Origin of the sequence: Streptomyces sp. Wb2n-11, assembly GCF_001049855.1 — a bacterium.
GTDB lineage: Bacteria > Actinomycetota > Actinomycetes > Streptomycetales > Streptomycetaceae > Streptomyces > Streptomyces altiplanensis.
The window spans coordinates 112,279-136,411 of record NZ_CVPB01000005.1; the positions used below are offsets into that span (position 1 = coordinate 112,279).

22 protein-coding genes are annotated in these 24,133 nt (G+C 71.4%); 10 read left to right on the forward strand and 12 right to left on the reverse strand.

The window, feature by feature from the left end; translation table 11 throughout:
• Nucleotides 1–86 precede the first annotated feature (86 nt).
• Both BN1555_RS36865 and BN1555_RS36870 read right to left on the reverse strand, forming a co-directional pair.
• Entirely contained in the window at nucleotides 87–863 is a 777-nt protein-coding gene (locus tag BN1555_RS36865) for a helix-turn-helix domain-containing protein (protein ID WP_093804275.1), read from the reverse strand.
• 20 nt (nucleotides 864–883) lie between these two features.
• The gene (locus BN1555_RS36870) at nucleotides 884–1,978 is read right to left on the reverse strand and encodes a ParB/RepB/Spo0J family partition protein (protein ID WP_255306561.1); all 1,095 of its coding nucleotides are present in this window, start codon (nucleotides 1,976–1,978) and stop codon (nucleotides 884–886) included.
• Between the two features lie 279 nt (nucleotides 1,979–2,257).
• On the opposite strand from BN1555_RS36870, the gene BN1555_RS36875 reads away from it, so the two are divergent.
• The 10 genes from BN1555_RS36875 to BN1555_RS36920 all read left to right on the forward strand — a co-directional run bounded on the left by BN1555_RS36875 (nucleotide 2,258) and on the right by BN1555_RS36920 (nucleotide 12,565).
• A complete protein-coding gene (locus BN1555_RS36875; protein ID WP_093804276.1) occupies nucleotides 2,258–2,845 on the forward strand; it encodes a DUF5987 family protein in 588 nt (195 codons plus the stop codon).
• Nucleotides 2,842–4,509, forward strand: a complete 1,668-nt coding sequence (locus BN1555_RS36880; RefSeq protein WP_093804277.1) for an FAD-dependent oxidoreductase — start codon at nucleotides 2,842–2,844, stop codon at nucleotides 4,507–4,509. Before BN1555_RS36875 ends, BN1555_RS36880 begins: the two co-directional genes overlap by 4 nt.
• Nucleotides 4,510–4,612: 103 nt before the next feature.
• Nucleotides 4,613–5,659: a carboxymuconolactone decarboxylase family protein gene (locus BN1555_RS36885; RefSeq protein WP_093804278.1), complete on the forward strand. Its 1,047-nt coding sequence runs from the start codon at nucleotides 4,613–4,615 to the stop codon at nucleotides 5,657–5,659.
• Nucleotides 5,660–5,722: 63 nt separating this feature from the next.
• Nucleotides 5,723–6,532: a TIGR03084 family metal-binding protein gene (locus BN1555_RS36890; RefSeq protein WP_093804279.1), complete on the forward strand. Its 810-nt coding sequence runs from the start codon at nucleotides 5,723–5,725 to the stop codon at nucleotides 6,530–6,532.
• Nucleotides 6,533–6,644: 112 nt separating this feature from the next.
• Entirely contained in the window at nucleotides 6,645–7,541 is an 897-nt protein-coding gene (locus BN1555_RS36895) for a prephenate dehydrogenase/arogenate dehydrogenase family protein (RefSeq protein ID WP_093804280.1), read from the forward strand.
• A 10-nt stretch (nucleotides 7,542–7,551) separates the two neighbouring features.
• Nucleotides 7,552–7,848: a DUF6059 family protein gene (locus tag BN1555_RS36900; protein WP_093804281.1), complete on the forward strand. Its 297-nt coding sequence runs from the start codon at nucleotides 7,552–7,554 to the stop codon at nucleotides 7,846–7,848.
• A gap of 77 nt (nucleotides 7,849–7,925) precedes the next feature.
• Nucleotides 7,926–9,434, forward strand: coding sequence for an FAD-binding oxidoreductase (locus BN1555_RS36905; protein ID WP_093804282.1), 1,509 nt, complete (start codon nucleotides 7,926–7,928; stop codon nucleotides 9,432–9,434).
• Between the two features lie 70 nt (nucleotides 9,435–9,504).
• Nucleotides 9,505–9,924: an SgcJ/EcaC family oxidoreductase gene (locus BN1555_RS36910; protein ID WP_093804283.1), complete on the forward strand. Its 420-nt coding sequence runs from the start codon at nucleotides 9,505–9,507 to the stop codon at nucleotides 9,922–9,924.
• A gap of 29 nt (nucleotides 9,925–9,953) precedes the next feature.
• Nucleotides 9,954–11,354, forward strand: coding sequence for an FAD-dependent oxidoreductase (locus tag BN1555_RS36915; RefSeq protein ID WP_255306562.1), 1,401 nt, complete (start codon nucleotides 9,954–9,956; stop codon nucleotides 11,352–11,354).
• A gap of 44 nt (nucleotides 11,355–11,398) precedes the next feature.
• Nucleotides 11,399–12,565, forward strand: coding sequence for an epoxide hydrolase family protein (locus BN1555_RS36920; protein ID WP_093804284.1), 1,167 nt, complete (start codon nucleotides 11,399–11,401; stop codon nucleotides 12,563–12,565).
• A gap of 181 nt (nucleotides 12,566–12,746) precedes the next feature.
• On the opposite strand, the gene BN1555_RS36925 is transcribed toward BN1555_RS36920, so the two are convergent.
• The 10 genes from BN1555_RS36925 to BN1555_RS36970 form a co-directional block, all read right to left on the reverse strand.
• On the reverse strand, nucleotides 12,747–14,087 hold the full coding sequence (locus BN1555_RS36925) for an acyltransferase family protein (protein ID WP_093804285.1): 1,341 nt from the start codon (nucleotides 14,085–14,087) through the stop codon (nucleotides 12,747–12,749).
• A gap of 214 nt (nucleotides 14,088–14,301) precedes the next feature.
• On the reverse strand, nucleotides 14,302–14,493 hold the full coding sequence (locus tag BN1555_RS36930; RefSeq protein WP_093804286.1) for a DUF6052 family protein: 192 nt from the start codon (nucleotides 14,491–14,493) through the stop codon (nucleotides 14,302–14,304).
• A complete protein-coding gene (locus BN1555_RS36935; RefSeq protein WP_255306563.1) occupies nucleotides 14,462–15,742 on the reverse strand; it encodes a phenylacetate--CoA ligase family protein in 1,281 nt (426 codons plus the stop codon). The genes BN1555_RS36930 and BN1555_RS36935 overlap by 32 nt, the downstream gene beginning before the upstream one ends.
• A 120-nt stretch (nucleotides 15,743–15,862) precedes the next feature.
• Entirely contained in the window at nucleotides 15,863–16,861 is a 999-nt protein-coding gene (locus tag BN1555_RS36940) for a zinc-dependent alcohol dehydrogenase family protein (protein ID WP_093804288.1), read from the reverse strand.
• Nucleotides 16,858–17,514 carry an anthranilate synthase component II gene (locus BN1555_RS36945; RefSeq protein WP_255306564.1) on the reverse strand — a complete coding sequence of 219 codons (657 nt, stop codon included), beginning with the start codon at nucleotides 17,512–17,514 and terminating at the stop codon, nucleotides 16,858–16,860. Before BN1555_RS36945 ends, BN1555_RS36940 begins: the two co-directional genes overlap by 4 nt.
• Entirely contained in the window at nucleotides 17,511–18,986 is a 1,476-nt protein-coding gene (locus BN1555_RS36950) for an anthranilate synthase component I family protein (RefSeq protein ID WP_093804290.1), read from the reverse strand. Before BN1555_RS36950 ends, BN1555_RS36945 begins: the two co-directional genes overlap by 4 nt.
• Before the next feature lie 16 nt (nucleotides 18,987–19,002).
• On the reverse strand, nucleotides 19,003–20,436 hold the full coding sequence (locus BN1555_RS36955) for a phenylacetate--CoA ligase family protein (protein ID WP_093804291.1): 1,434 nt from the start codon (nucleotides 20,434–20,436) through the stop codon (nucleotides 19,003–19,005).
• A complete protein-coding gene (locus BN1555_RS36960; RefSeq protein WP_093804292.1) occupies nucleotides 20,433–21,101 on the reverse strand; it encodes a flavodoxin family protein in 669 nt (222 codons plus the stop codon). Before BN1555_RS36960 ends, BN1555_RS36955 begins: the two co-directional genes overlap by 4 nt.
• A gap of 246 nt (nucleotides 21,102–21,347) precedes the next feature.
• The gene (locus BN1555_RS36965) at nucleotides 21,348–22,964 is read right to left on the reverse strand and encodes an MFS transporter (RefSeq protein WP_093804293.1); all 1,617 of its coding nucleotides are present in this window, start codon (nucleotides 22,962–22,964) and stop codon (nucleotides 21,348–21,350) included.
• Between the two features lie 28 nt (nucleotides 22,965–22,992).
• On the reverse strand, nucleotides 22,993–24,108 hold the full coding sequence (locus tag BN1555_RS36970; RefSeq protein WP_093804294.1) for a serine hydrolase domain-containing protein: 1,116 nt from the start codon (nucleotides 24,106–24,108) through the stop codon (nucleotides 22,993–22,995).
• Nucleotides 24,109–24,133 lie beyond the last annotated feature (25 nt).

Genomic DNA, 24,133 nt, shown 5'->3' on the forward strand with positions numbered 1-24,133 from the left:
GGACACGACGAGAGGGCCGGCCACGATTCTTCGTGGCCGGCCCTCTCGTCGTGTCCCGGGAGCGAGGAGGCGGGCCCGGGGGAGGGTCAGCCCGCGATGCGATCGAGCGCGTCGGTGCGCAGGTCCAGCAGGGCCATCAGGACCGGCGGGTCGAGCGCGTCCAGCGGGCGCAGCGTGATCTCGGCGGACATCAGCAGGGTGTCCTTGTACGCGGCCACGGGGCCGTAGCTGCCGACCGAGACGACGTCCGCGTCGCCGATACCGGACGGCAGGTGCTCGAGGCCGTAAGGGACGGAGTGCACGAGCACGTACCAGGTGCCGACCGGCACGTCGCGCAGTTCGAAGGAGCCGGGTCCGTCCAGGACGGCGCAGCACACCGGTCGTCCCTGCGGGACGGGGGTGGGGAAGAGGCCCACGAAGCAGCGGCCGGGCTCCCGGTCCTCCGGCAGGTGCACCCGCCCGCGCAGTGTGCCGTGCATGATCGGGACCTCGCCCGTGGCGGCCGGGCCGGAAGCGATCTCCGGCGTGAATCCGCCCAATTCCCGGAACATGCTCGGAGATACGCCGACACAGGTCTTGAAACGGGAACTGAAGGTGCCGACGCTGCTGTATCCGACCTGGCTGCTGATGTCGGCCACGCTGAATTCGGTTTCGAGCAGGAGGCGCTTTGCCTCCTGAAGTCGCAGGGCGGAGAGAAAACGCCCGGGGGACGTACCCGTCACGTCCCGGAAAACCCGGGTGAAATGGAACTTGCTGAACATGGCGGTGTGGGCCATGTCGTCGATCGTGAGTTCCTGGCCGAGATTCGCATGCATTTCATCGATCACCCGGAGGACAGCGGCTTCGATGGCGGTGGTGGTCACCGTTTCTCCCTGTCGTTGAATCATGCTCCCTGCCGAGGGGCGGAAGCCGCGTGTCGTGACGGATCGGGGGTGGCATCGGTCAGTCGCCGCCGGGCGAGGTCCTCGGCGAACCTCTTCCACGCGTGGGAGCACTGGAGGGCCAGTTCCGCGACGGTGTCCGTGCAGTGCGGGGGTACGGCGGCGGCCTGCCGCCGCCAGGCCTCGTCGACCATGACGTGGGTGTGCAGCCAGCGCAGGAAGTGCCGTCCGGACTCCGAGTGCCGCAGCGACGGGTCGCCGGCGAGCCGCCGCAGCAGCTCCATCGAGCCGCGGGAGCTGCCGGTGCCGGCCGTCGGGGCGGGGGTGGTCGCGGTGGGCGGCGCGGGTGCGGGGGGGCGTTGGGCGGGCGGCTCGGAGGTGGCGGCCGCGGTGGACGAGGTGAGGGCCGCGGCGCGGCGGGCGGCTGCGGCCCGGCGACCCTCGGGCACCGGGGCCTCGCCGCGCTGCAGCCGTCGGCGCACGTCGTGCGCGGTGCCGAGGGAGAGTCCGGTCTCCTTGACGATCGCCCGCAGCGGCAGGTCGGGGTGGTGGGTCATGAGCTCTGCGGCGCGCAGTCGCTCGGCCGTGCGGTCCAGCGGGTGGGCCCGGCCGTCGGCGCCGATCCGGATGTTCGGTTGGGGATTGTCCGCGGTCGAACGGGGACGGATCGTGGCGACCGTCTTGGCGTCGAGGCCGGTGCAGGAGGCGACGGACCGGTCCGACAGGTCTGGCCGGGAGCGCAGGATGCGCTCGGCCGCCGCCTTGCGGTCCGCCACGGAGAGTGGGAGGCCGTGGGTGATGTTGGCGGTCACCGAGCGAAGGAACGTTTCTTCGTCAGCGCCGTCGAAGTACTGCACCTCCACGGAGGTGAGCCCCTGGTGCGCGGCGGCCGCGACCCGGTGCATGCCGTCGACCACGCGCAGCGTGCTCCGGTGCACGAGGACCGGCGGCAGCGAGGCGTAGACGCCGACCAGGCGTCGCACGTGCTCCTCGTCCAGGCCGTTCAGGCGGGGTGAGTCGGCGGGCAGCAAAACCTCGATCGGCAACCGGTGGGTAAAGCGGGCCGGCAGCGTCAGAGTTCTTTCGTCGCCGTTCACCTCTCCCCTTCCCCCTTCGGCGAGATCGAAGTGTTCCCGGCCGCCCCCAAAACTCCATGGAAAAGGCCCGGATCACCGCAGAGAACTGTGCATTCGTGAGGAGCATAGCGAACGACCTGTTTTTTTCTGAGCGCCAGTGCAGAGACAACGCGACTCCGGTTAGTTGCATCAAAGGACCAGCGTTCGGGCGAACACGAAACGGGTTGGTTGTTTGAAAGGACTCGATGCTCCTAGCTTTCTCCCCACACCACCAGGAACCCCAACCGACCGGAGGACGAGTTGCATAGAGCACGGAGAATCCCCGAGCGGAGGGTCGACATCGGGGAAGAAGCCACCCTGACCCTCGAGGCCTATGCGGACACCATCGTCCCGGGCGAGAAGCGCTGGCCCGGTGACAGGGCGATCGCCGGTGTCAGCACCGGCGGCGGCGCCGTCACCAGCTGCGCGCTCGACCTCCTTCGCTGGGACGCCACCGGCATCCACGACGGCCTGGAGGACCTGGCCGAGCTCGTCAACGAGCACGCCGTGGTCTACGCAGCCAAGACCGGCCTGACCCTCGACACCGACGTCCCGGCCTTCGTGGCCCTCGACTACGACGACCGGGTCGCCCTGATCGTCGAGCTCACCGCCATCGGTCACCCCGAGAAGGACTTCTGGGTGCTGCTCTCCCTCTTCTGCAACATGGCCTTCGACTCCGCCGCCCACGTCCACACCGACGACGCGCTCGCCGCCGGTCACCCGGGCCTCACCGCCATGGGCATCACCGCCCCGGACGCCGACGGACTGTGGCGCTTCCAGGAAGCCGGTTACGGCCGGCAGCTCGCCGACCTCCACCCCGACACGACCCCCTCCGGGAGCCCAGCATGAGCACCACGATCGAGAAGACCGACGTCCTGGTCATCGGGAGCGGTTTCGGCGGGGCGATCGCCGCCTACCACCTGGCTGCCGGCGGTGCGAAGGTCACCGTCCTCGAGCGCGGTCCCTGGCTGAAGAACGACGAGTTCGAGCACGACTACAAGCTCGGTTCCTCCTACACCCGGATCTTCGACTTCGTCGTCGGCGACGGCATGAGCGTGCTCGGCGGCAACTGTGTCGGCGGAGGCAGCGTGGTGTACTTCGCGGCCATGCCGCGGGCTCCGAGGTTCGTCTTCGACCGGCACGGCAGCATCGGGCGCCGGATGTGGCCGAAGGCGGTCAGCCGGGACACCCTCGACCCGTGGTACGACCGGATCGAGGAGTCCCTCTCGGTCAGCAAGCAGGGCTGGGAGGACGCCTCCTACGCGGGCGGCCTGTGGGCCGCGGCCTGCGACCACGCCGGCCGCACCGCCAACCCGCTCGCCGCCGCGATCGACAACTCCAAGTGCGTCAACTGCAACTTCATGATGGCCGGCTGCCGCTTCGAGGCGAAGCAGTCCCTCACCGTCAACTACCTCCCGGCCGCGCTCGCCCACGGTGCCGAGATCCGCCCGCTGCACGAGGTCCAGCACCTGACGCGGACCCCCGAGGGCGACTACCGGGTCCACTACAACACCGTCGACGACGAGGACTACCGGTTGCGGACCGGCTCCGGCGTCATCGAGGCCAAGATCGTCGTGATGGCTGCGGGCGCCGGCGCCACCCCGGTCATCCTGCAGCGCAGCGAGGCCCGCCTCGGCGCCATGCCGCACGCGGTCGGCCGCTACTTCTCCGGCAACGGAGAGCGCCTCAACACGGCCGTCATCAACGAGGACAAGGCCGCCGAGATCCTCGGCCTGACCCGCGGCGACGGCAACCTCCCGTACGGCGCCAACGCGATCGGCAAGGGCCCGACCGTGGCCAGCTGGGACAAGCTCGACGGTTCGCTGCCCGAGTACTCCCGCTACTCCCTGGAGCAGCTCTACTTCCCGCCGGGCCTCGGCACCATCCTGGCCCAGGTGCCGGACGCCTCCGGACCGACCTGGTTCGGCAAGGAGAAGAAGGAGATCCTCAAGAATTGGAAGTCCTGGCTGACCATCTTCTGCATGACGGAGGACGACAACGAGGGCGTCTTCGGCCCGCCGCCCGCCACCGGCAACTCGATGCGCATCTCGCAGCAGATGCTCGGCCGCGGCAACCTCTCCTACAAACCGACCAAGAACACCTGGAACGGCTGGAACCAGGCCGACGCCGACGTGAAGGAGATCCTGGAGAAGGACGGCCTCGCCAAGGTGATGCCGTGGACCAACGACCTGGTCGGTGCCTACACCGTCCACCCGCTGGCCTCCTGCCGGATGGGCGACGACCCGGCCACCTCGGCCCTCGACGACACCAACGAACTGCGCGGCCACACCGGCATCTTCGTCACTGACGGCTCCGCCGTCCCCGGCGCCCTGACCGTCAACCCGGCGATGACCATCGCCGCCCTCGCCGAACGCGCGGTGCCGCACATCGTGGCCGCCGCCCGGGCCAGGGGAGTCGCGGTCACCTACGGCGCCCCGGCCCCCACCGGCTACAAGAGCGGACGCGACGGCGTGCTGCCGCTGCTGAAGCAGAAGCGCCTGGTCACTGCGTGATCCCCTCGGACGGCTTCCTGCCGGCCAGTGAGTTGCTTCACGAAATCGACCCCATGACCAGTGGGTTGCGCCATGCAACCCCGATGCGCAGAAGGAGGCGGCCGTGCGACCGCTCGTACGACTCATGCTGAAGGGCTCGCTCCGGCAGATCCGGCACATCACGGTCGTCCCGCCCACCCGGTCCGACGACACCGTCACCGAGGTCTACGCCCAGGCCCGCCGCGAGTTCGGCGTCGTCGCCCCGCCGCTGGCCCTGCACTCCCCGGCCCCGCAGACGCTCGCCGCCTCCTGGCTGCTGCTGCGCGAGACCCTCCTCGCCGAAGGCCGGGTCTCCCGGGCCGCCAAGGAAGCCGTCGCCGCCGGGGTGTCGCGGGCCAACGACTGCTCCTACTGCGTCGAGGTCCACGAGGCCAAGCGGGCCACCCTGCCCGGCACCGACGCCCACCGGTCCCTCGCCGACTGGGCGACGGGCGCCACCACGGCACAACACAGAGAGGAGCACCTGCCGTTCGAGGCGGCCGACGCCCCCGAGATCCTCGGCACCGCCGTCACCTTCCACTACCTCAACCGGATGGTCAGGCTCTTCCTGCCGGACTCGCCCGTCCCCGGCGCGGCCCCTGCCGCCGGCCGCGGACCGGTCATGCGCCTGGTCGCCCGCGCCATGAGGGCCGACCGCGGCGCATTGGTGACGCCCGGCGCCGCGCTGGGGCTGCTGCCCGCCGCCCCGCTGCCCGCCGGACTCGACTGGGCCAAGGCCACCCCCACCATCGCCGAGGCCCTCGGCCGGGCCGTCGCCTCGGTCGACCACGCTGCTGAACGCTGGATCCCCGAGGCCGTCCGCGAACTGCTGCACACCGTCCTCGCCGCCTACGACGGCACCGTGCCCGGCCCCGGCCGCGGCTGGCTCGCCGAGGCGACCGCCTCGCTCGACGAGGCCCACCTGCCCACCGGGCGGCTCGCCCTGCTGACCGCCCTCAACCCCCACCAGATCACCGACGCGGACCTCGCCGACTTCCGCGCCGCGCACCCCGGCGACCGCGAACTGGTCGAGCTCGCCTCCTGGGCGGCGCTCACCGCCGCCGTCGACATCGGCACCCGGCTCCCCGTACCCGGCAGGACGCCCCGCCCCACGGCCGCCGCCACCCCCTGAACCCGCGCCACCCGCCCCGTCCCACCCCCTTCCCTTTCGCTCCCCGTCAAAGGAGACACCACCATGAACGCCACGAACGACGTCCTGAAGGCCCTCGCCATCGACATCGAGGAGACCGCCCGCCTCGTCGAGGGACTGGACGAGCAGGCCTGGCACACCGCCACCCCCGCCCCCGGCTGGAGCATCGCCGATCAGATCGCCCACCTCACCTTCATCTTCCACCTGGCCGGCACCGCCGCCTCCGACCCCGGCGGCTTCGCCAAGCTCGCCGCCGGTGCCTCGGGCGACTTCGACGGCGCCGTCAACGCCGCCCTCAAGCAGTTCAACGGCTTCCCGCCCGCCCAGCTCCTCGCCCGCTTCCGCGCCCTCGGCCAGCACTCCGTCGACGCCCTCGCCGCCGTCCCCGAGGGCCAGGTCGTGCCGTGGCTGGTCAACCCGCTCCCGGCGGCCGTCCTCGCCTCCGCCGGAATCATGGAGATCTTCGGCCACGGCCAGGACATCGCCGACGCCCTCGGCGTGCGCCGCGAGCCCACCGAGCGCCTGCGCCACCTGGTCTTCTTCGCCTTCCTCACCCGGGACTTCGGTTACCTCTCGCGCGGTCTGACCCCGCCCACCGAGCACTTCCGCATCGAGGTCACCGCCCCCAACGGCGAGCTGTGGGCCTACGGTCCCGAGGACGCCACCGACAAGATCACCGGCCCCGCCGAGGACTTCTGCCTGCTCGTCACCCGTCGCCGCCACCGCGACGACCTGGCCCTCATCGCCACCGGAGCCGAGGCCGACCGTTGGCTCGACATCGCCCAGGCCTACCGCGGCCCGGCCGGTGAAGGCCGCACCCCCGGCCAGTTCGCCCACGCCCGCTGCGAGCACTGAGCCGCCGTGACCGCACGACCCGCGGCCCCGCGCCGCACCCCGGCCGCCCTGCCCCGGGGCCCACCAGGCACCGGCTCGCCCACCCCCTCCGTTCCAACCGCCAGGAGTTCCCATGACCGCCGCCACGCTGCGTACCGCCGTCGTCATCGGCTGCGGCACCACCGGTACCTCCGTGGCCCTCGCCCTCACCGGCGCGGGTGTCGAGGTCACCCTCCTCGACGACGATCCCCGCGCCACCGCCGAGGCCGTGGCGCTCGGCGCCGGAACCGCCTGGACCCCCGAGCGCCCGCCCGCCGACCTGGTCGTCGTGGCCACCCCGCCGTCCGCCGTCGTCGACGTCCTGTACCGCGCGCAGAGCCAGGGCCTCGGGCACGCCTACACCGACACCGCCGGAACCAAGGACATCATCAGCTCCGACGCCGAACTGCGCGGCTGCGACCTCAAGGGCTACGTGCCCGGCCACCCGATGGCCGGACCCGACGCCCCCGGCCGGGCCGACGCCGACGCCGCCCGCTTCAGCGGTTGCGTCTGGGTCCTGTGCCCGTACGAAGCCACCCCCCGGTGGGCGCTGCGGACGCTCGAGGCGCTGCTCGACGCCTGCGGCGCGCAGCGCCTCGACCTCTCCCCGCAGGTCCACGACCGGGTCGCCGCCGAACTGTCCCACGCCCCGCACCTGGTGGCGGCCGTCCTCTCCGGCCGCTTCGCCGACAGCTCCTCGTCCTTCCTCGGTCTCGCCGAGCAGAGCCTGCGCGACGCGGTCCGCACGGCGGGCGGCGACCCGTGGGTGTGGGGCGACGTCCTCGCCCACAACGCCGGCCCGGTCGCCGACGTCCTGGACCGAATCGCCCGACAGCTCACCCGGGCCGCCGTGATCCTGCGCGAGGGCAACGACTCGACGCCGCTCGAACTCGCCCTCACCCTGGAGGAGGGCAGGCGCGGCCAGACGGCACTGGACGGCACCAAAGGCGTGCGCACCCCGAGAGATGCACCAGCCGCCGGACGGGTGTGACGGTCGAGGGATGACCGTCACCACGTCCTCACCCCCGCCCGAGCCGCGACGCGGCGGCGTGCTGCGCCTGCCCGCTCCCGCCCTGCGGCTGGCCGAGCGCCTCTTCACCTCCGCCTACTGGTCGCTGTCCGACTACGGCTGGGCGTGGATCGGCGCGACGACCACGACGATCCCGCTCGACCACGGCACCGCCCCGCAGGACCCGCCCCCCGGTCACCCGGAACGGCTGACCGCACTGCCCCTGACTCCCGTGGAACGCGCCCTGGAGCGGCAGCTGACCGACGACCGGGACCCGGGCCACCGCTAACTCCGCAAACCAGGAGATGACCCCGCCGCCATCCGCCGGACAGGCTCTGGGCACGACCGCCGCAGGAGGAGCCGTCCATGTCGCAAGAGAACCGCGGGGTGACCGTCACCCCGCAGGACGACCGGTACCCCGGTCTGGTGGAGGGATACAACCACCGCTTCACCGGGCAACCCGAAGCGATCCGCCTCGCCGCCACCACCCAGGATGTCGTCGACGCCGTCCAGGACGCCCTCGACACCGGCCGTCGGATCGCGGTCCGCAGCGGCGGCCACTGCTTCGAGGACTTCACCGCCTCACCCGACATCCAGGTCCTCATCGACCTCTCGCCCCTGTCCGCCGTCTCCTACGACGAGCAGATGGCGGCCTTCGCGGTCGGCGGCGGCACCCGCCTTGACCGCCTCTACCGGGAACTGCACGACGGCTGGGGCGTGACCGTTCCGGCCGGCACCTGCTTCGAGGTCGGCGTCGGCGGCCACATCTGCGGCGGCGGCTACGGACATCTCTCCCGACGCGACGGTCTGGTCGTCGACCACCTGTACGCCGTCGAGGTCGTCACCGTCGACGACACCGGCCGGGCCCAGGTACTCATCGCCACCCGTGAACCGGACGACCCCCACCACGACCTGTGGTGGGCCCACACCGGAGGCGGCGGCGGCAACTTCGGCATCGTCACCCGCTTCTGGCTGCGCTCCGCCGGCCCCCGGCCGACCGCCCCCGAGCACGCCCTGCCCCGCGCCCCGCGCCGGATCCGCCGCGCCGACGTCGTCTGGTCCTGGGACACCCTGGACGAGCAGGGCTTCACGGCGCTACTGCGCGCCTACACCGACTGGCACGAGAAGAACAGCGCGCCGCACTCACCGGGGCGCCACATCTGGAGCAACCTGATCGTCCTGCACCGCTCCGCCGGATCGTTCGTCCTCAACTCCGTCATCGACGAGGACGTGCCCGGCGCCGCCGAGCTGATGGCCGAGCAACTGGCCGCGCTCACCGGCCCGAGCGGCGCCGCACCGGCCCACGTCGAAGAGCAGGTGGTGTCCTGGATGGACACCTGGATGCCCTCCTACAGCTGGCCCAGCGACCCGCGCGGCCGGTACAAGAACAAGGCCGGATACCTGCGCACGGGCTTCACCGACCACCAACTGGCCGCCGCCCACCGCCATCTGACCGATCCCGGCTACGACAACCCGATGGCCTGCCTGGTCCTCACCGGCTTCGGCGGCCAGGTCAACGCGGTCGCCCCCCACGCCACCGCCGTCCCCCAGCGCGACTCCATCCTCAAGGCGTCCTACTCCGCGGGCGCCTGGACCGCGCCGGAGGAGGACGAACTGCACATCGCCTGGGTGCGCCGCTTCTACCGCGACGTGTACGCCGAGACCGGCGGCGTCCCCGAGCCCGACGACGTCAACGACGGCTCGTACATCAGCTACCCGGACGTGGACCTCGCCGACCCGGCCTGGAACACCTCCGGCACCAGCTGGCCCGTCCTCTACTACAAGGACAACTACCCCCGCCTGCAACGGGTGAAGAAGCGCTACGACCCACGGAACGTCTTCCGCCACGCGCTCTCCGTCGCACCGTCCTCCTGACCGGCCCGCGCCGCCGCGTCCGCGGTGGCCCGCAGCCGTCCCCGCCCGATCGAGAACAAGGAGATCCCACATGACCGCCACGACCACCGCCACCGCCCTCGCCGAGGACACCGCCGCTGTCGCCGCAGTGCCGCAGCGCATCGTCGCCGCCTGGGCCGCGCACGACGGCGCCGCGTTCGGTGACGTCTTCACCGAGGACGGCACCATGGTGCTGCCCGGCGTGTACGAGACCGGCCGCGAGCGGATCGCCGGCTTCATGACGCAGGCGTTCGCCGGACCGTACAAGGGCACCCAGGTCACCGGCACGCCGCTCGCCGTCAAGTTCCTCTCGCCCGACAACGCCGTCGTCGTCACCCAGGGCGGCGTCCTCGCCCCCGGAGAGACCGAGCCGGCCGCCGAGCGCCAGGTCCGTGCCATCTGGGTGCTGACCAAGCAGGACGGCGAGTGGCTCATCGCCGCCTACCAGAACACGCCCCGCACCACCCCGTGACCGGCGTCAACCCGAAGGAGGAGAACACCGTGGCCCACACAGCCGCACACCGGGCGGTGGTGCTCGGCGGCAGCATGGCGGGGCTGCTCGCCGCGCGCGTGCTCGCCGACACCTACACGGAGGTCCTGCTGGTCGACCGCGACCGGCTCGTCGACGTCTCGGGCCCGCGGCGCGGCGTGCCGCACGGACGGCACGCCCATGGCCTGGTGGCCCGCGGCCAGCAGATCCTGGAGGAGCACTTCCCGGGGCTCACCGACGACCTCGCGGCCGCCGGTGCACCACCGGACGACTTCGGCCACGCCTGTCACTGGTACTTCAACGGCCGGCGCATCGCCCCTGCCGACACCGGCCTGATCTCCATTCCCGCGGGCCGTCCGGTCCTCGAGGAGCAGGTGCGCCGCCGGGTGCAGCAGCTGCCCAATGTCCGCTTCCTGGAAGAGCACGACATTCTCGGACTCACCACCACCGCCGACCGGACCCGGGTCACCGGCGCCCGGATCCAGTCGCGCCACTCCGGCGGCGAGCCGCAGGAACTCGGGGCCGATCTCGTCGTCGACACCACGGGCCGCGGCTCGCGCACCCCGGTCTGGCTCGCCGAACTCGGCTATCCGGGCCCGGAGGAGGAACGGGTCGAGATCGACCTCGCCTACACCACGCGCCACTACCGCCTGGACCACGACCCGCTCGGCGACGCACAGGCGATCATCCCGGCGGCGACCCCCGAGCATCCGCGCGGCGGCCTGTTCTACCGGCTGCCCGGCGACGGCGACATCTACGAGCTGTCGCTCACCGGCATCCTGGGCGACCACGCCCCCACGGACCCCGAGGGCTTCGAGGCGTTCATGCGCTCGCTGCCCATCCCGCACCTGTACGACGCCGTGGCCGACGCCGAGCCCGTCGACGACCCGGTCAAGTTCCGCTACCCGGCGAGCGTCTGGCGCCACTACGAACGCCTGACGCGGTTTCCCGAAGGGCTGCTCGTGATGGGCGACGCCGTGGCGAGCTTCAATCCGGTCTACGCCCAGGGCATGACGGTGGCCGCACTGGAGTCGCTGGCGCTGCGTCGTCACCTCGCCGTCCCCCGCGGCCGGAAACCTGCCGCGTACTTCAAGGACGTCGCGGCCGCCATCAAGGCGCCCTGGGAGCTGGCCGCCGGTTCCGACCTCGGCTACCCGGGCGTCTCCGGACGCCGCACGCTCAAGATCAAGATGGCCAACGCCTACGTCGCACGCCTTCAGGCCGCCGCCGAGCACGACCCGGAACTGAGCAACGCTTTCATTCGCGTCGCCGGTCTCATCGACCCGCCACAGGCCCTGATGCGCCCGCGGCTGATGCTGCGCGTCCTGCGGGCCTCCCGCGCAGCCCGGCGCACCGGACCCGCCACCACTGCACCGCACCGGCGGCCGCAGGCCGCCGCCGCACCCCACTGACGCCCACCACGCCCGCTCCGGCACGCGCACCACGAGAGGCTGCCATGCGCCCCTTCCGCATCGAGATCCCACAGGCCGACATCGACGACCTGAACGAGCGCCTTGCGCGCACCCGCTGGCCCGAGAGCGAGATCCCGGACGCCGACTGGTCGCGCGGCGTCCCGGTCGAGTACCTCAAGGAGCTCGCCGAGTACTGGCGCACCGGCTTCGACTGGCGGGCCGCCGAGGCCAGGCTGAACCAGTACCCGCAGTTCATCACCGAGATCGACGGCACCGACGTCCACTTCCTGCACGTCACCTCGCCGGAGCCGAACGCGAAGCCGCTGATCATCACCCACGGCTGGCCGGGCTCCGTCGCCGAGTTCCTCGACATCATCGGTCCGCTCACCGACCCGGCCGCGCACGGCGGCGACCCGGCCGACGCCTTCCACGTGGTCATCCCCTCGATCCCCGGCTACGCCTTCTCCGGCCCCACCCGCGCGGCCGGCTGGGACACCCGCCGGGTGGCCCGCGCCTGGGCCGAGCTGATGAGCCGCCTGGGCTACGAACGCTACTTCGTGCAGGGCGGCGACTGGGGCATGCCGATCTCCCTGGAGCTGGGCCTCGCCGACCCGGAGCACGTCGCCGGCGTGCACGTGAACATGTTCGTCACCTTCCCGCCGCAGGACCCGGCCGCCTTCGAGGGCCTGGACGCCACCGACCTGGGCCGCCTGGAGTTCGCCGGGCGCTTCCAGCAGGACGGGATGGGCTGGCAGCGCATCCAGTCGACCCGGCCGCAGACCCTCTCGTACGGGCTCACCGACTCTCCGGTCGGCCAGCTCGCCTGGATCGTCGAGAAGTTCAAGGAGTGGACCGCCGCGGACAAGGTTCCGGAGGACGCGGTCAGCCGCGAGCACCTGCTCACCAACGTCTCGCTCTACTGGTTCACCGGCACCGCCGGTTCCAGTGCCCAGCTCTACTACGAGTCCGCGCACGGCGACGAGGCCTTCGCCCGCACCTGGGGCGGCCCCTGGCCGCTGAAGGCCCCGGTCGGCGTGGCCGTCTTCCCCGAGGACGCCGCGCTGCCGATCCGCCGCTGGGCAGATCCGTTGCTGCCGACGCTCACGCACTGGACCGAGTTCGACAAGGGCGGCCACTTCGCCGCCCTCGAGCAGCCCGCACTGCTCGTCCAGGACGTCCGCGCCTTCGTCCGGCCGCTGCGCCAGGGCTAGGCCGCTTCTTTCGGATCAGGGTCGGACAGGCCCTGGTCCCGCACGAAGCCACTGGGGTGGCCGGCTCCTTCCGGAGCCGGCCACCCCTTCGTCGTACCGACGGCGCGGCCGTAGGGCGGGTACGGCGAAGGGGTGCCCCCGCCGTGGCGGCGGGGGCACCCCTGGGGCCGTACCGGGTGGGTCAGACGGAGGTCAGGACGCCCTGTTCCGACGAGGACGGAGAGCCACCCCCGGGGCCCTTCGGGCCCGACACGGACGCCTCGTCCTCACGGCGCTGCGAGCGGCGGTCGAAGAGGCCGCGCAGCTTCTTGTTCAGCGGCTCCTCGATGACGTAGTGGCTGGCCAGCGCGGTCACGAGAGTGCCGAGCAGGACCAGGCTCACCATTTCGGCGAAGCCGACGGTGCCGCGCAGCATGCCCGAGTTGACCGCGGACTTGCCGAACATGCTGCCGTTGTGGAGCACGACGTGGATGAAGAACACGTGCCACAGGTAGATGCCGTACGAAATGCGGCCGAGGAAGGCCATCGGACGGTTCGCGAGGACCAGGTTCATGGTCTTCGAGCGGGCGCCGGGGGCCACCAGCGGGATCACGACGCACAGGGAGAAGACGAGGAACAGGATGTGCAGCGTCATCTGCTGGACGAGCGCGCCCCAGTCGCCCATGCCGGGCTCGCCGAACGGGTGCGGCACGTTGGCGAGGTAGGCGATCAGAGCGACCAGCCAGAAGCCCATGGGCCACTTGGCGGCCCAGCGGAACAGCGCCGGCCGGCGCGGCGCCACCTCGGCGTAGGAGAGCATCACGGCCAGGGCCATGCCGCCAGCGAAGTAGCCGACGTAGCCGAAGGGCCAGAAGGACAGGTACCAGACGTCGGCCGTCATGGACGGCAAGAAGCAGTAGGCGGTCCAGGCCATGCCGATGAGGACCAGGGCGACGAGCGGGACGAACATCCGGCGGGCGCGCTGGGCCGGGGTGGCGCCGCGCACGGCGAACTTGTGGATGCCCCGGGCGATGACGGGAAGCGCCAGGTAGAAGAGCATCTCGGTGGGAACGGTCCAGGTCGGCTCTATGCCGGTGATCCACTCGGCCCGGCTGAAGAAGTGGATCATCAGGAGCGGCCGCAGGAAGAACCAGGCGCCGTCGATCTTGTCGTAGTCCAGGAGCAGGATCGAGGCGAGCACCAGGACCCAGAACGCGGGAACGATGCGCACGAAGCGGCGCCAGTAGAAGGGGGCGACCCGCGGGGCGGTGCCCTCGGCGGTCACCGTGCGGCGGGCGAAGGGCCGGTAGAGCATCAGGCCGGACAGGACGAAGAAGGGAGGCAGGAAGACGCCCATGCCCTCGGTGAGATAACCCCACAGGTTGTCGCGCGGGTCCGCGAAGTGGTTGCTCACGCCCGCCGTGTAGGCGACGTGATAGACGAGGACTGCGACCGCGCACAGTCCGCGCAGACCGTCGAGGACGGGAACTCTGCGCTTTTGGGGGAATTCAGCGGCGCCTGTCCGGACATTGCGAGATGCCACGTTTCGCGCTCCCTTGGAAGTCGATACCTGATGGGCCGCGAGTCATGCTGGCGTCGGCGCCGTACCGTCGCACCTTCGAAAGTGCGGTGTTTTCAAAACGGGTTTAGACAGGGAAACCACACGCGGACGTGGGTCGGCACGCCACCCGGGGGTGGCGTGCCGACCCACGTCACAGCGAGAGCGGGCGGTGTCGGTACGGACCTCGGCGCGGGCCTCAGGCTGCTGAGAAGTAGTCGAACTCCACGCCCTGGCCGTCGAGGGCCGTGCGCAGTTCGGCCAGGGCCATGGTCACCGCGGCGTTTACCGCCGGCACCCGGCAGTCGGCCGACAGCTCCTTCAGGGCCGTGTAAGCGCCGAGCAGCCGGGCCTCCTGCTCAGGGCTGAGAAACGAGTACGCGTTCGTCACGGAGCCTCGCCGCCTTCCATTCCTGCCGGGGCAGAGTGCCCTCGGGGGCCAGCTCCACCTCGGGTCGTATGCCGATCTCCCGCTTGAACTCCTCGGCGATGCGCCGGGCCAGGGTGGTCACGTCGCCGCCCGGCACGTGCCGCGGCTCCACCCGGACGAAGACCGTGTCCAGGCCGCGCACCGAGCTGATCGACGTCGAGAACTCGCTGACCTCGTCGAAGCCGCGGACCACGTCCTCGATCATCACCGGAGTGACCGACACCCCGCGGATCTTGCGCATGTCGTCGACCCGCCGGATGATCCCGCCGTCGTAGAAGTCCCAGGTCCTGCCGCAGCCGCAGGCGGCGGCGGGCTGCTTGACGACCACGTCCTCGGTCCAGTGCCGGAACAACTGCATGCCCTCGCGGGACAGTCCGGTGGTGACCCGCACCCCCTCCTCGCCGTAGCCGACCGGCAGCCCGGTCTCGGGGTGCAGCACCTCCTCGATCGTCGAGGGCTCGATGATGTGGCAGGCGCCCCGGCGCGAGGGGCACTCGAACATGAAGACGCCTCCGAACTCGGTGGTGCCCGCGGCGTTGAAGACGCGCGCCCCGAAGGCCTCCTCGATGGTGCGCGTGGTGAACTTCGACCGGGGTTCGGCGCCCGCCAGGATGATCTTGACGTTCGCCTCCTTCGCCAGGTCGACGCCCATCTCACGGGCGGTCTCGATCAGACGCATCGCATAGCTCGGGGTGAGCCCGACGACCTCGATGCCGTAGTCCACGAGGAGCTTGATCCGTGTCCGCGAGTCCAGGCCGCCGGCCGGGACGACCGTGCAGCCCATCCGCTCCAGGCCGTAATGCATGCCCCAGAAGCCCATGAAGAGGCCGTATCCGAAGGCGACCATGCCCTTGTGGTGCGGGCGCACGCCCATCGCGTACAGCGCCGTGCAAAAGGTGTCCGTCGACCAGGTCCAGTCGCCCGCGGTGTCGATGGTGCGCACGGGGGGATTGCCGCTGGTGCCGCTGGTCTGGTGGTGGCGGATGCCGCGGGCGGGGTCGATGGAGGGCCAGGTGCCGTACGGCGGCGCCTGCTGCTCAGCGGCGAGCAGGTCCGCCTTGTGCAACAGGGGCACGCGCCGGGCGTAGTCCTCCATCGAGGTGATGTCGCGGGGCAGCCGCTCACGCCAGAAGGGCGAGCGGGCGCGGGCGTTGTGGAGCGCCCGCTGTAGCCTGCGCCACTGCCACGCCTCGAGTTCGTGGCGTGGCATGGTTTCTGCTTTGGGGTTCCAGTACTCCACGTCGCCTCCGTCGCCGGTATGGTGCCCTCGCATCCTCGTCGGCGCGCGCACGCCGCCGCATCTCCTGGTGTGCTCGGCAGGGCGGCCGGGTCAGTCGGCGGTGATCACCACTTTGCCGATGTGGGTGGCGGCCTCGAGGTGCCGGAACGCGGTTTTGGCCTCCGAAAACGGGAACTCCCGGTCGATCACAGGCCGGATGCGCCGCTGCTCCAGGGCGCGGTTCATGGCCCGGAACATGTCTGCGCTGCCGACCTGGACGCCCTGCACGCACAGCACCTTGCGCAGCAGGGGCACCGGGCTGATCCCGGTCCCGCCGCTGAGTACGCCGATGACGCTGATCCTGCCGCCGACCCGGGCCGCCGTGATCGACTGGCGCATGGTGCCCGCCCCGCCGACCTCGATGACGTGGTCGACGCCGCCGCCGCTCATCCCGGCCGCGTGCAGGCCCCACTCGGGCTCCTGGACGTGGTTGATCACCTCGGCCGCCCCCAGCTCGCGCAGCCGCTCCAGCTTGGCCGGGCTGCCGGAGGTCGAGATCACCCGCGCGCCGCCCGCCACGGCGAACTGCAACGCGAACACGGACACGCCGCCGCTGCCCAGGGTGAGCACCGTCTGGCCGGGATGCAGCCCGCCGACCTCCACGACCGCCTGCCAGGCGGTGAGCGCGGCACACGGCAGGGTGGCGGCCTCGGCGAAGCCGAGATGGGCGGGGACAGCGACGACCGCCTCCTCGTCGAAGACCACGTACTCGGCGAGGACCCCGTCGACGGACCCGCCCAGAGCCCGGTCGACCCGGGGGGGTCCGGAGCGCCAGTCGGGCAGGAACAACCCGGCGACCGCGTCCCCCTGCCGCCAGGCGGTGACCTCCGAACCGGTCTCAACGACCTCGCCCGCGCCGTCCGACAGCGGTACGAGGCCGGGCACGATGTCACGGCTGTAGCGTCCGTGCGCGATCAGCAGGTCACGGTGGTTGAGGGACCAGGCCCGCATCCGGACCAGCACCTCGCGCGGGCCGGGCCTGGGGATCTCGCACTTCTCCTCGCGCAGCGAGGCCGGACCGTCGAAGCCGGTGAGCCGGTAGCGCCTCACGCGGCGACGCCGCTGTCCTGCCAGGACGGGAACGCCGCGGTCGCGCGCACGAAGTTGTGGATCATGCGCATGCCGCCCTCCGTCCGGATGGACTCCGGGTGGAACTGCACCGACTCCACCGGCAGCGTCCGGTGCCGAAGACCCATGACGTAGCCGTCGTCGACGGAGGTCGCACTCACTTCCAGGACCGGCGGAAGGCTGTCCTCGACCACTACGAGGGAGTGATAGCGGGTGGCCTGAAAGCCCTCGGGCATGCCCTCGAAGAGACCGCGGCCGTCGTGGCTGACCCGGCTGGTCTTGCCATGCATCAAGTGCTCCGCCGGTACCACGGACGCCTCATAGGCCCGCCCGATCGCCTGGTGACCGAGACAGACGCCCAGAATGGGCAGCCGGCCCGCGAAGGCGCGCACCAGTTCCACGTGCCCGCTGATGTCCGGATGGCCCGGGCCGGGGCCGAGCAGCAGTGCATCCGGCCGCAGCTCCGCCACCTGCTGCTCGCTCATGGTGCGGGACCGCACCATGAGCGGCTCGGCCCCGGCGGACATCAGGTACTGCCGCAGGATGTCGACGAAACTGTCGAAGGCGTCCACGACGAGGATCCGGGGCCCGGGGCCCGGCCGCCCCACGCCGCTGTTCAGGGCGGTCACGCTCACAGCAGTCCCTTTCCGGTCACCGCCCAGTAGGCGGCGCTCATCTTCGCTAGCGTCTCGGTCCATTCACGCTCCGGGGCGGAGTCGGCGACCACTCCGGCGGAGGCTCGCGTGCGGTACATGCCGTCCTCGTGGAACAAGGTGCGGATGCACAGGGCGAGGTTGGTGTAGCCACCGATGTCGATCACGCCGATCGCGCCCGCGTACAGTCCCCGGCGGCTGCGCTCGATCTGCTCGATGATCTCCATGGCGCGGATCTTCGGCGTCCCGGTCATCGTGCCCGCGGGGAACAGCGCGGCGATGATGTCGTAGGTGTCGCGACCCGGTTCGGCCTCGCCCACCACCGTCGAGACCAAGTGCAGCACGTGGGAGTAGCGTTCGACGATGAGCTCGTCGGGCACTTCCAAGGTGTCCGCGCGGCAGATCCGGCCGATGTCGTTGCGGCACAGGTCCACCAGCATGATGTGTTCGGCGATCTCCTTCTCGTCGGCCAGCAGCCGGGCGCCCGCCGCCTCGTCGTCGCCGTCGCGCGGGACGGTGCCGGCGATCGGGCGCATGGTGACGGTGCTGTCCTCGACCCGGACGAACAGTTCCGGGCTCGCGCCGAGCACGGTCTGCCCCCGGACGTGCGCCAGATACATGTACGGCGAGGCGTTGTGGGTGCGCATCCGCTGGTAGACGTCGATCGGATCGACGGCGCTGCGGATGGTCAGTTCATGGCCGAGCTGCACCTGGTAGATGTCGCCGACGGCAATGTGCTTCAGGGCCCGTTCGACGTCGCGACGGTACGCGTCGGGGTCGGTGTCGTCCGAGGTGGCCGAGGCCGGCACGGGGCCCGCGGGGGCCACCGGATGATCCGTCTCGGCCCGCGCGAGCAGCGCCGTCACCTCGGCCGCGTCGAACGCCCGCCAGTGGTCGGACTCGTGCAGGAGCAGTTCCCCCTCGCCGCTGTCGAGGTCGGTGACCACGCAGCCCTGGTGCAGCACCAGGTGGACGTCGGGCAGCGGGGGACGCTCGTCGATGATGTACGGCAGGTCCTCGATGTAGCGGACCGTGTCGTAGCCGAAGTAGCCGAGGAAACCGAAGCGGAACCGGTTCGGCGAGCCCTTGGCGTCGAACAGCGCGTGCAGCTCCCGCAGGACCGACCACAGGTCGCGCCGGGCGCGCAGCCGCAGTCCGCCGGCCGTCTCGTCGAGCAGCGGGGCGATCCGCCGCAGCAGCGCCTCGCGCAGGGCCGGGACGCCCTCGACGCTGACGACGCTGTCCGTGACGGACAGCGAGAGCAGCTCGCCGAACCCGACGAACTGGTACTTGCGGTCACGCTCCGGTCCCGCGGCCGATTCAAGCAGGTAGACCTGCTCCTTGCCGAAGCGGTGGGCGAGCGCCTGGTGCACCGGGAGCGTCGGGTACGACGGCAGGACCTCGCGCCGGGTGGTCACCCGGATCGTCGCGGGCTCCGGCCTGGGGTCGGGCATGGTGTGTCCTCTCCGCTCAGGTGGTGATCGCGTACCGGTGAGCGACCTGACGCGCCACCAGCACCGACGTGTCCAAGGGGCCCCGGTCGTCCAGCACGCGTGCCGCCTTCCAGCTGACGAAGGAGCCGGTGTGGGTCACCGGGTCCAGCTCGTCCTCCACGACGACCGTCGCGTCGAGACCGGTCAGCGCGCGCAGCCGGGCGGCGACGCCGGCGGCGGTGCCGTCCCGGTCGGAGTGGTCCGGCAGCAGGTCGAGCCGTACGGTGACGCGGTCGTCGCCCGCCTCGTCACGGTCGATGACGACCTGGTAGCCGAGGCAGCCGGAGACCGTGTCCAGGACCGCCGTCTCGAGCTCGGCGGGCTGGAGCACGGCGTGACCGAGCCGGATGCGGTCGGCGGCCCGGCCGACCACCTCGACGACGTCGCCGGGCAGTGGGGAACCGGGCGGAGCCTCGGTGATCCGGACCAGATCGCCGGTCCGGTAGCGGATCAGCGGTTTGATGCCGTCGACCAGCATGGTCAGGGCGAGTTCGCCCTCGCCCCGGGTGCCCAGGAACTCCCCGGTGTCCGGGTCGACCAGCTCGAAGAGGTAGTTGGGCTGCGACAGGTGGAGCTGTCCGGTATCGGCGCCGGTCGCGATGCACAGCGACTCCTGGGAGCCGTACAGCGTAGGCCGGACCTGGGCGTGCGGCCACACCGTGGCGACGTTGGCGGCGAACTCGGGGGTGCAGATCTCACCGAGCACGAGGAAGAGCTTCACCGGCAGCCGCGCCAGGTCGTAGCCGTAGTGCAGGGCGGCCTTGGCCAGGCTCAGGCAGAGCGCGGGAGCGCAGACGATCACCTCGACGCCGAGGTCCTCGATCAGACGAAGCGCCTTCTGGAAGCCGACGCGCGGGGACTCCGGCCAGATCTTGACGTGACAGGCGCCTAGCGCGGCGGTCACCGCGGTGAACACGTCACCGAAGGCGTACAGCTCCGAGGGTCCCATCAGCCCGACCACCGGCATCCGGTCGCCGAAGTGCGCGCGCAGCATACGCCGCCAGGACTCCTCCACGGCCGCGTTGCTGGTCACGACGTCCCGGGCGCCGCGCGGGCAGGGCGTGGACGGCCCGGTGGTGCCGGTCGTCTCGTAGAAGACGGCGGCGTCGGCCGGACTGCCGGAGAGCACGTCGTACATCTCGCGGCGCAGGTCGTTCTTGGTGGTGAAAGGGAGCTCGGCGAGGGTGGCCGGGGTGACCTGTGCGACGTCCACGCCGGCGAGGTGGCGGCGGTAGAACGGCGAGCGCTCGGTGACGTGCCGCAGGACGGCGGTCAGCCGCTCGGTCCGCCAGCGCTCCAGGTCCTCGTCGGCCAGGGCGCCGTTGTGGAAGGCGCGCAGCACCGGCTCGTACGACTCCCAGAAGGCGGGCAGGCCCGGGTCACCGGCAGAGAGCGGGGCGATGGTGCTCATTCGGCGCCCACCAGCTCGTTCAGCGGCAGGCCGACCCGCTCGTTGCGGTCGCCACCGGCCAGCGCGTCACGGCCGGTCAGCTCGCGGTGCTCGCGCAGCAGCGTGATCATGTCGGACATGCGGTCGACCAGACGCTCGACGTTGCGCAGCCCCTCCTCGTCCTTGGCCGCGTCGCCGCGGTGCAGCGCGTGCACGGTAGCCGGGAAGCCGCTGCCGACCAGGATCATGCGGTTGAGCAGGGCGTTGACGGTCAGCTGGGCCCACACCTCACCCGCGCTGTAGCGGCGGGCGACAGAGATGATGCCCGCGACCTTGTTGCTCAGCGGACGGTCGAAGCGCAGGTAGCCGACCCCGGCCCGCTCGATGAAGGTCTGCATGAGGCTCGCCGTGCCGAAGCCGTGCACCGGGGCGGCGAAGACGATGCCGTCGGCCTCGATCATCCTGCGTACCACGGAAGGGATGTCATCGCCCACGGCGCAGGCGACCGTGCGGTCGTTGCAGTCGCCGCACGGGCCGCACCGCTCCATCCGGATGCTCCGCAGGTCGACGACCTCGAACTCGACGCCCAGCGCACGGGCGCGCGCCGCCGCATACCGGAGCACGTCCGCGGTGTTGCCGTCCCGCTCGGAGCCGTTGATGGCGAGGATCTTCGGTGCTGCGGTCATGGTGGTGCCTCCTAGGAATCGGGGCGGCGGTGACGGAGTGGGCAGCGCCGGACGCTGCCGGGCATCGCGGGGGCACGCGCGCACCGGTGGTGACGGGCGCACCGGACCGGTCGTCGGAATCGTCGCGGCTGGGGACGGACTGCGCATCTCCTTGCTTGCTTGCTTGAGACCCCGTGCGGCAAGACGGCCGGCGGGCATGCCGAAGGGGCGCGACGCGCTCGCGCCGCGCCCCTTCGGGCGTCGGTATCAGACCTTGGTGCGCTCCGCTGTGGGTGCCCCGGCCGTGGCCTCCGCCTCCGCCGGCTCCGTCGTGTCGGCCTGCTCCGTCGGGTTCTTCTCCCGCAGCTTGAAGGCGACCGCGACCGCCACGGCGGCCATCGCGGCGGACGCGACCCAGCTGACCGTGTGCAGTGAGCTGGTGAAGGCGTCACGAGATGCCGCCACCAGGTCATGGGCGGCGGGGCCGGTCAGCTCGCGGGCGGCGGCGGTGCCACCGGCCACGGTCTCCCGGGCGGCCTCGGCCAGCGGGGCGGGCAGCGAGGCAGGGATCTGCCCGGCCATCTCGTCCCGGTAGAACGCGGCGCCCAGGGTGCCCAGGAAGGCGAGACCGAGCGTCGAGCCCAGCACGTTGCTGCTTTCGGACAGCGAGGCCGCGGCACCCGCCTTCTCCACCGGCACGGCACCCACCACGAGCCCGGTACCGAGTGCGAACAGCGGGCCGACGCCGAAAGCAACGAACGCGATGCAGACGACGACCCCGACGACCGCGCCGTCGTCGCCGACCTGGGTGAGGGCAAGCAGCGCGAGGAAGGAGACGCACAGCCCGCCCACCATCGCAGTCAGCGGCTTCATCCAGCGCAGGAACAGCGGGGCCAGCAGCACGCCCGCGGCGATGCCACCACCGGTCGGGGCCTGCCAGAGCCCCGCCGCGGTCGGACTCAGCTCCGCCACGGTCACGATGTACTGGCTGGTGAGGAACGAGGTGCCGGCGAAGGCGCCGGAGGCCACGGCCATGCCTGCGAGAGCGAAGGAGAAGGCCGGCCTGCCGAACAGTCCCAGGTCCACGAGCGGGTCGGCCAGGGTGCGCTGGCGGCGCAGGAACATCGCGCCCGCGCCGAGTCCGACGGCCAGCGACAGCAGCGCCAGCGGGGTCGAGCTGTGGGCGCCGCCCGCAGCGAGTTCCTTGACCCCGTAGATCACCGGGAGGATCGCGAGCAGCGACAGCGCCACGCTGATCAGGTCGAGCGGGCCGCTCGCCCTGCCCGTGCGGTACTCGGGGAGCAGCAGCGGTCCGGCCACCAGCAGCACCACCATCACGGGGACGCCGAGGAGGAAGACCGAGCCCCACCAGAAGTGGTCCAGCATCAGCCCGCCGACCAGCGGACCGACAGCCGAGCCGCCGAACTGGCAGGTCGCCCAGAGCGAGATCGCAAGGCCGCGCTCCCGATCGTTCCTGAACATGTTGCTGATCAGGGCGAGGGTGGAGGGGTTGAGCGTGGCGCCGGCGATGCCCAGCAGGGCGCGAGCCGCGATCAGCATGCCGGGACTGCTCGCGTAGGCGGCGAGCAGGGACGCCGCGCCGAACGCGGCGGCACCGATCAGCAGCAGCTTGCGCCGCCCGATCCGGTCCCCCAGGTTTCCCATGGTGATGAGGAACCCGGCGAGCATGAACCCGTAGATGTCGGTGATCCACAGCTGCTCGGTGCCGCTGGTGCCCAGGTCATCGCTGAGCTGGGGCAGCGCGAGGAACAGGACGCCGATGTCGAGTGCGATCAGCAGGGTCGGCAGGGCCAGGACGCCGAGGCCGATCCACTCGCGTCGTCCCGCCTTCGCCCCGGCGACGGCCTGGGCTGCGTTCGTCATGACGGATACCTCTCTGTCACCGGTCCGTTCAGGATCCGGCGACGGCCTGGGTGACGATCCCGCTGACGCGCTCGAAGGCGCTCGCCTCGGTCGGGTCGAAGCGGTTCTTGGTGAGGGCGAAGGCGACCTTGGTGCGGGTGTCGGCGTAGGCGCCACTGCCGCCCATGCCCTGAGCGCCGAAGACGTTCAGGGACTGCTGCGGGTCGTCGCCCGGGCGGCCGAGGAAGTAACCGAGGCCCTTCGGGGACGGCGCGAACACGACCTGGTCGAGGTCGTTGACGGCCACCGCGCTGATCTGCTCCAGGCGCTCCTGCGAGACGAGGCGGACGCCGTCCACCTCGCCCAGCAGGGCCGCGTACATCTTGGCGACACCGCGGGCGGTCATCGTGCCGCCGGCCGGGATGTCGGAGGCGAGGATGTCGGAGCGGTTGCCGTAGGAGGCGTTGGGCATGATGGCCGGCGGCGCCGCCTTGAGCAGCGGGAAGTCCTCCGGCATGTCACCGAACGCGGCGGGGTCGATCGGCGCGTCTTCCAGACGGGCCAGCAGGCCCTGCTCGGCCTGCGGGACGCCGAGGTAGAGCTCCCTGGCGATGCCGAGCGGGGTCGACACCTCCTCGAGCAGTATCTGCGAGATCGGCTTGCCGGTCGCCCGGCGGACGATCTCGCCGAGCAGGTAGCCGAAGGTGACCGCGTGGTAGCCGGTCTGGGTGCCGGGCTCCCACCAGGGCTCGGCGGAGGCGACGATGGACGTCATCTTGCCCCAGTCGGTCAGGTCGTCCGGGGTGATGTCGCCCGGCAGACCGGGGACGCCCGCGGAGTGGGTCAGGGCGTGCCCGACCGTCGCGTTCTCCTTGCCGTGCACGCCGAACTCGGGCCACAGCTCGGCGATGCGGGTGTCGTAGTCGAAGAGGCCCTTCTCGACCAGGGTGTGCACGACGGTGGCCGTGACGCCCTTGCCGGTGGAGGCGCTCCAGAACGGGGTGTCGGAGGTGACCGGGCGGCCGGTCTCCGGGTCGGCGACACCGGAGACGGCGTCGACGACGAGTTCGCCGTCCACGTAGACGGCCGCCTGCAGGCCGGTCTCGGCACCCGACTCGGTCAGCTCGTCCAGCACGGTCTGAACGTGCTTCTGAAGGTCGCTCATGTCTCTCTTTCCTCGTGTGCGTGGT

What these genes read in the sequence shown, in the direction of transcription:
- BN1555_RS36880 (WP_093804277.1), top strand. Translation starts at nt 2,842, where the DNA reads ATGAGCACCACGATCGAGAAGACCGACGTCCTGGTCATCGGGAGCGGT.
- BN1555_RS36890 (WP_093804279.1), top strand. Translation starts at nt 5,723, where the DNA reads ATGAACGCCACGAACGACGTCCTGAAGGCCCTCGCCATCGACATCGAG.
- BN1555_RS36895 (WP_093804280.1), top strand. Translation starts at nt 6,645, where the DNA reads ATGACCGCCGCCACGCTGCGTACCGCCGTCGTCATCGGCTGCGGCACC.
- BN1555_RS36900 (WP_093804281.1), top strand. Translation starts at nt 7,552, where the DNA reads ATGACCGTCACCACGTCCTCACCCCCGCCCGAGCCGCGACGCGGCGGC.
- BN1555_RS36905 (WP_093804282.1), top strand. Translation starts at nt 7,926, where the DNA reads ATGTCGCAAGAGAACCGCGGGGTGACCGTCACCCCGCAGGACGACCGG.
- BN1555_RS36910 (WP_093804283.1), top strand. Translation starts at nt 9,505, where the DNA reads ATGACCGCCACGACCACCGCCACCGCCCTCGCCGAGGACACCGCCGCT.
- BN1555_RS36920 (WP_093804284.1), top strand. Translation starts at nt 11,399, where the DNA reads ATGCGCCCCTTCCGCATCGAGATCCCACAGGCCGACATCGACGACCTG.
- BN1555_RS36935 (WP_255306563.1), bottom strand. Translation starts at nt 15,742, where the DNA reads ATGCCACGCCACGAACTCGAGGCGTGGCAGTGGCGCAGGCTACAGCGG.
- BN1555_RS36950 (WP_093804290.1), bottom strand. Translation starts at nt 18,986, where the DNA reads ATGCCCGACCCCAGGCCGGAGCCCGCGACGATCCGGGTGACCACCCGG.
- BN1555_RS36955 (WP_093804291.1), bottom strand. Translation starts at nt 20,436, where the DNA reads ATGAGCACCATCGCCCCGCTCTCTGCCGGTGACCCGGGCCTGCCCGCC.
- BN1555_RS36960 (WP_093804292.1), bottom strand. Translation starts at nt 21,101, where the DNA reads ATGACCGCAGCACCGAAGATCCTCGCCATCAACGGCTCCGAGCGGGAC.
- BN1555_RS36965 (WP_093804293.1), bottom strand. Translation starts at nt 22,964, where the DNA reads ATGACGAACGCAGCCCAGGCCGTCGCCGGGGCGAAGGCGGGACGACGC.
- BN1555_RS36970 (WP_093804294.1), bottom strand. Translation starts at nt 24,108, where the DNA reads ATGAGCGACCTTCAGAAGCACGTTCAGACCGTGCTGGACGAGCTGACC.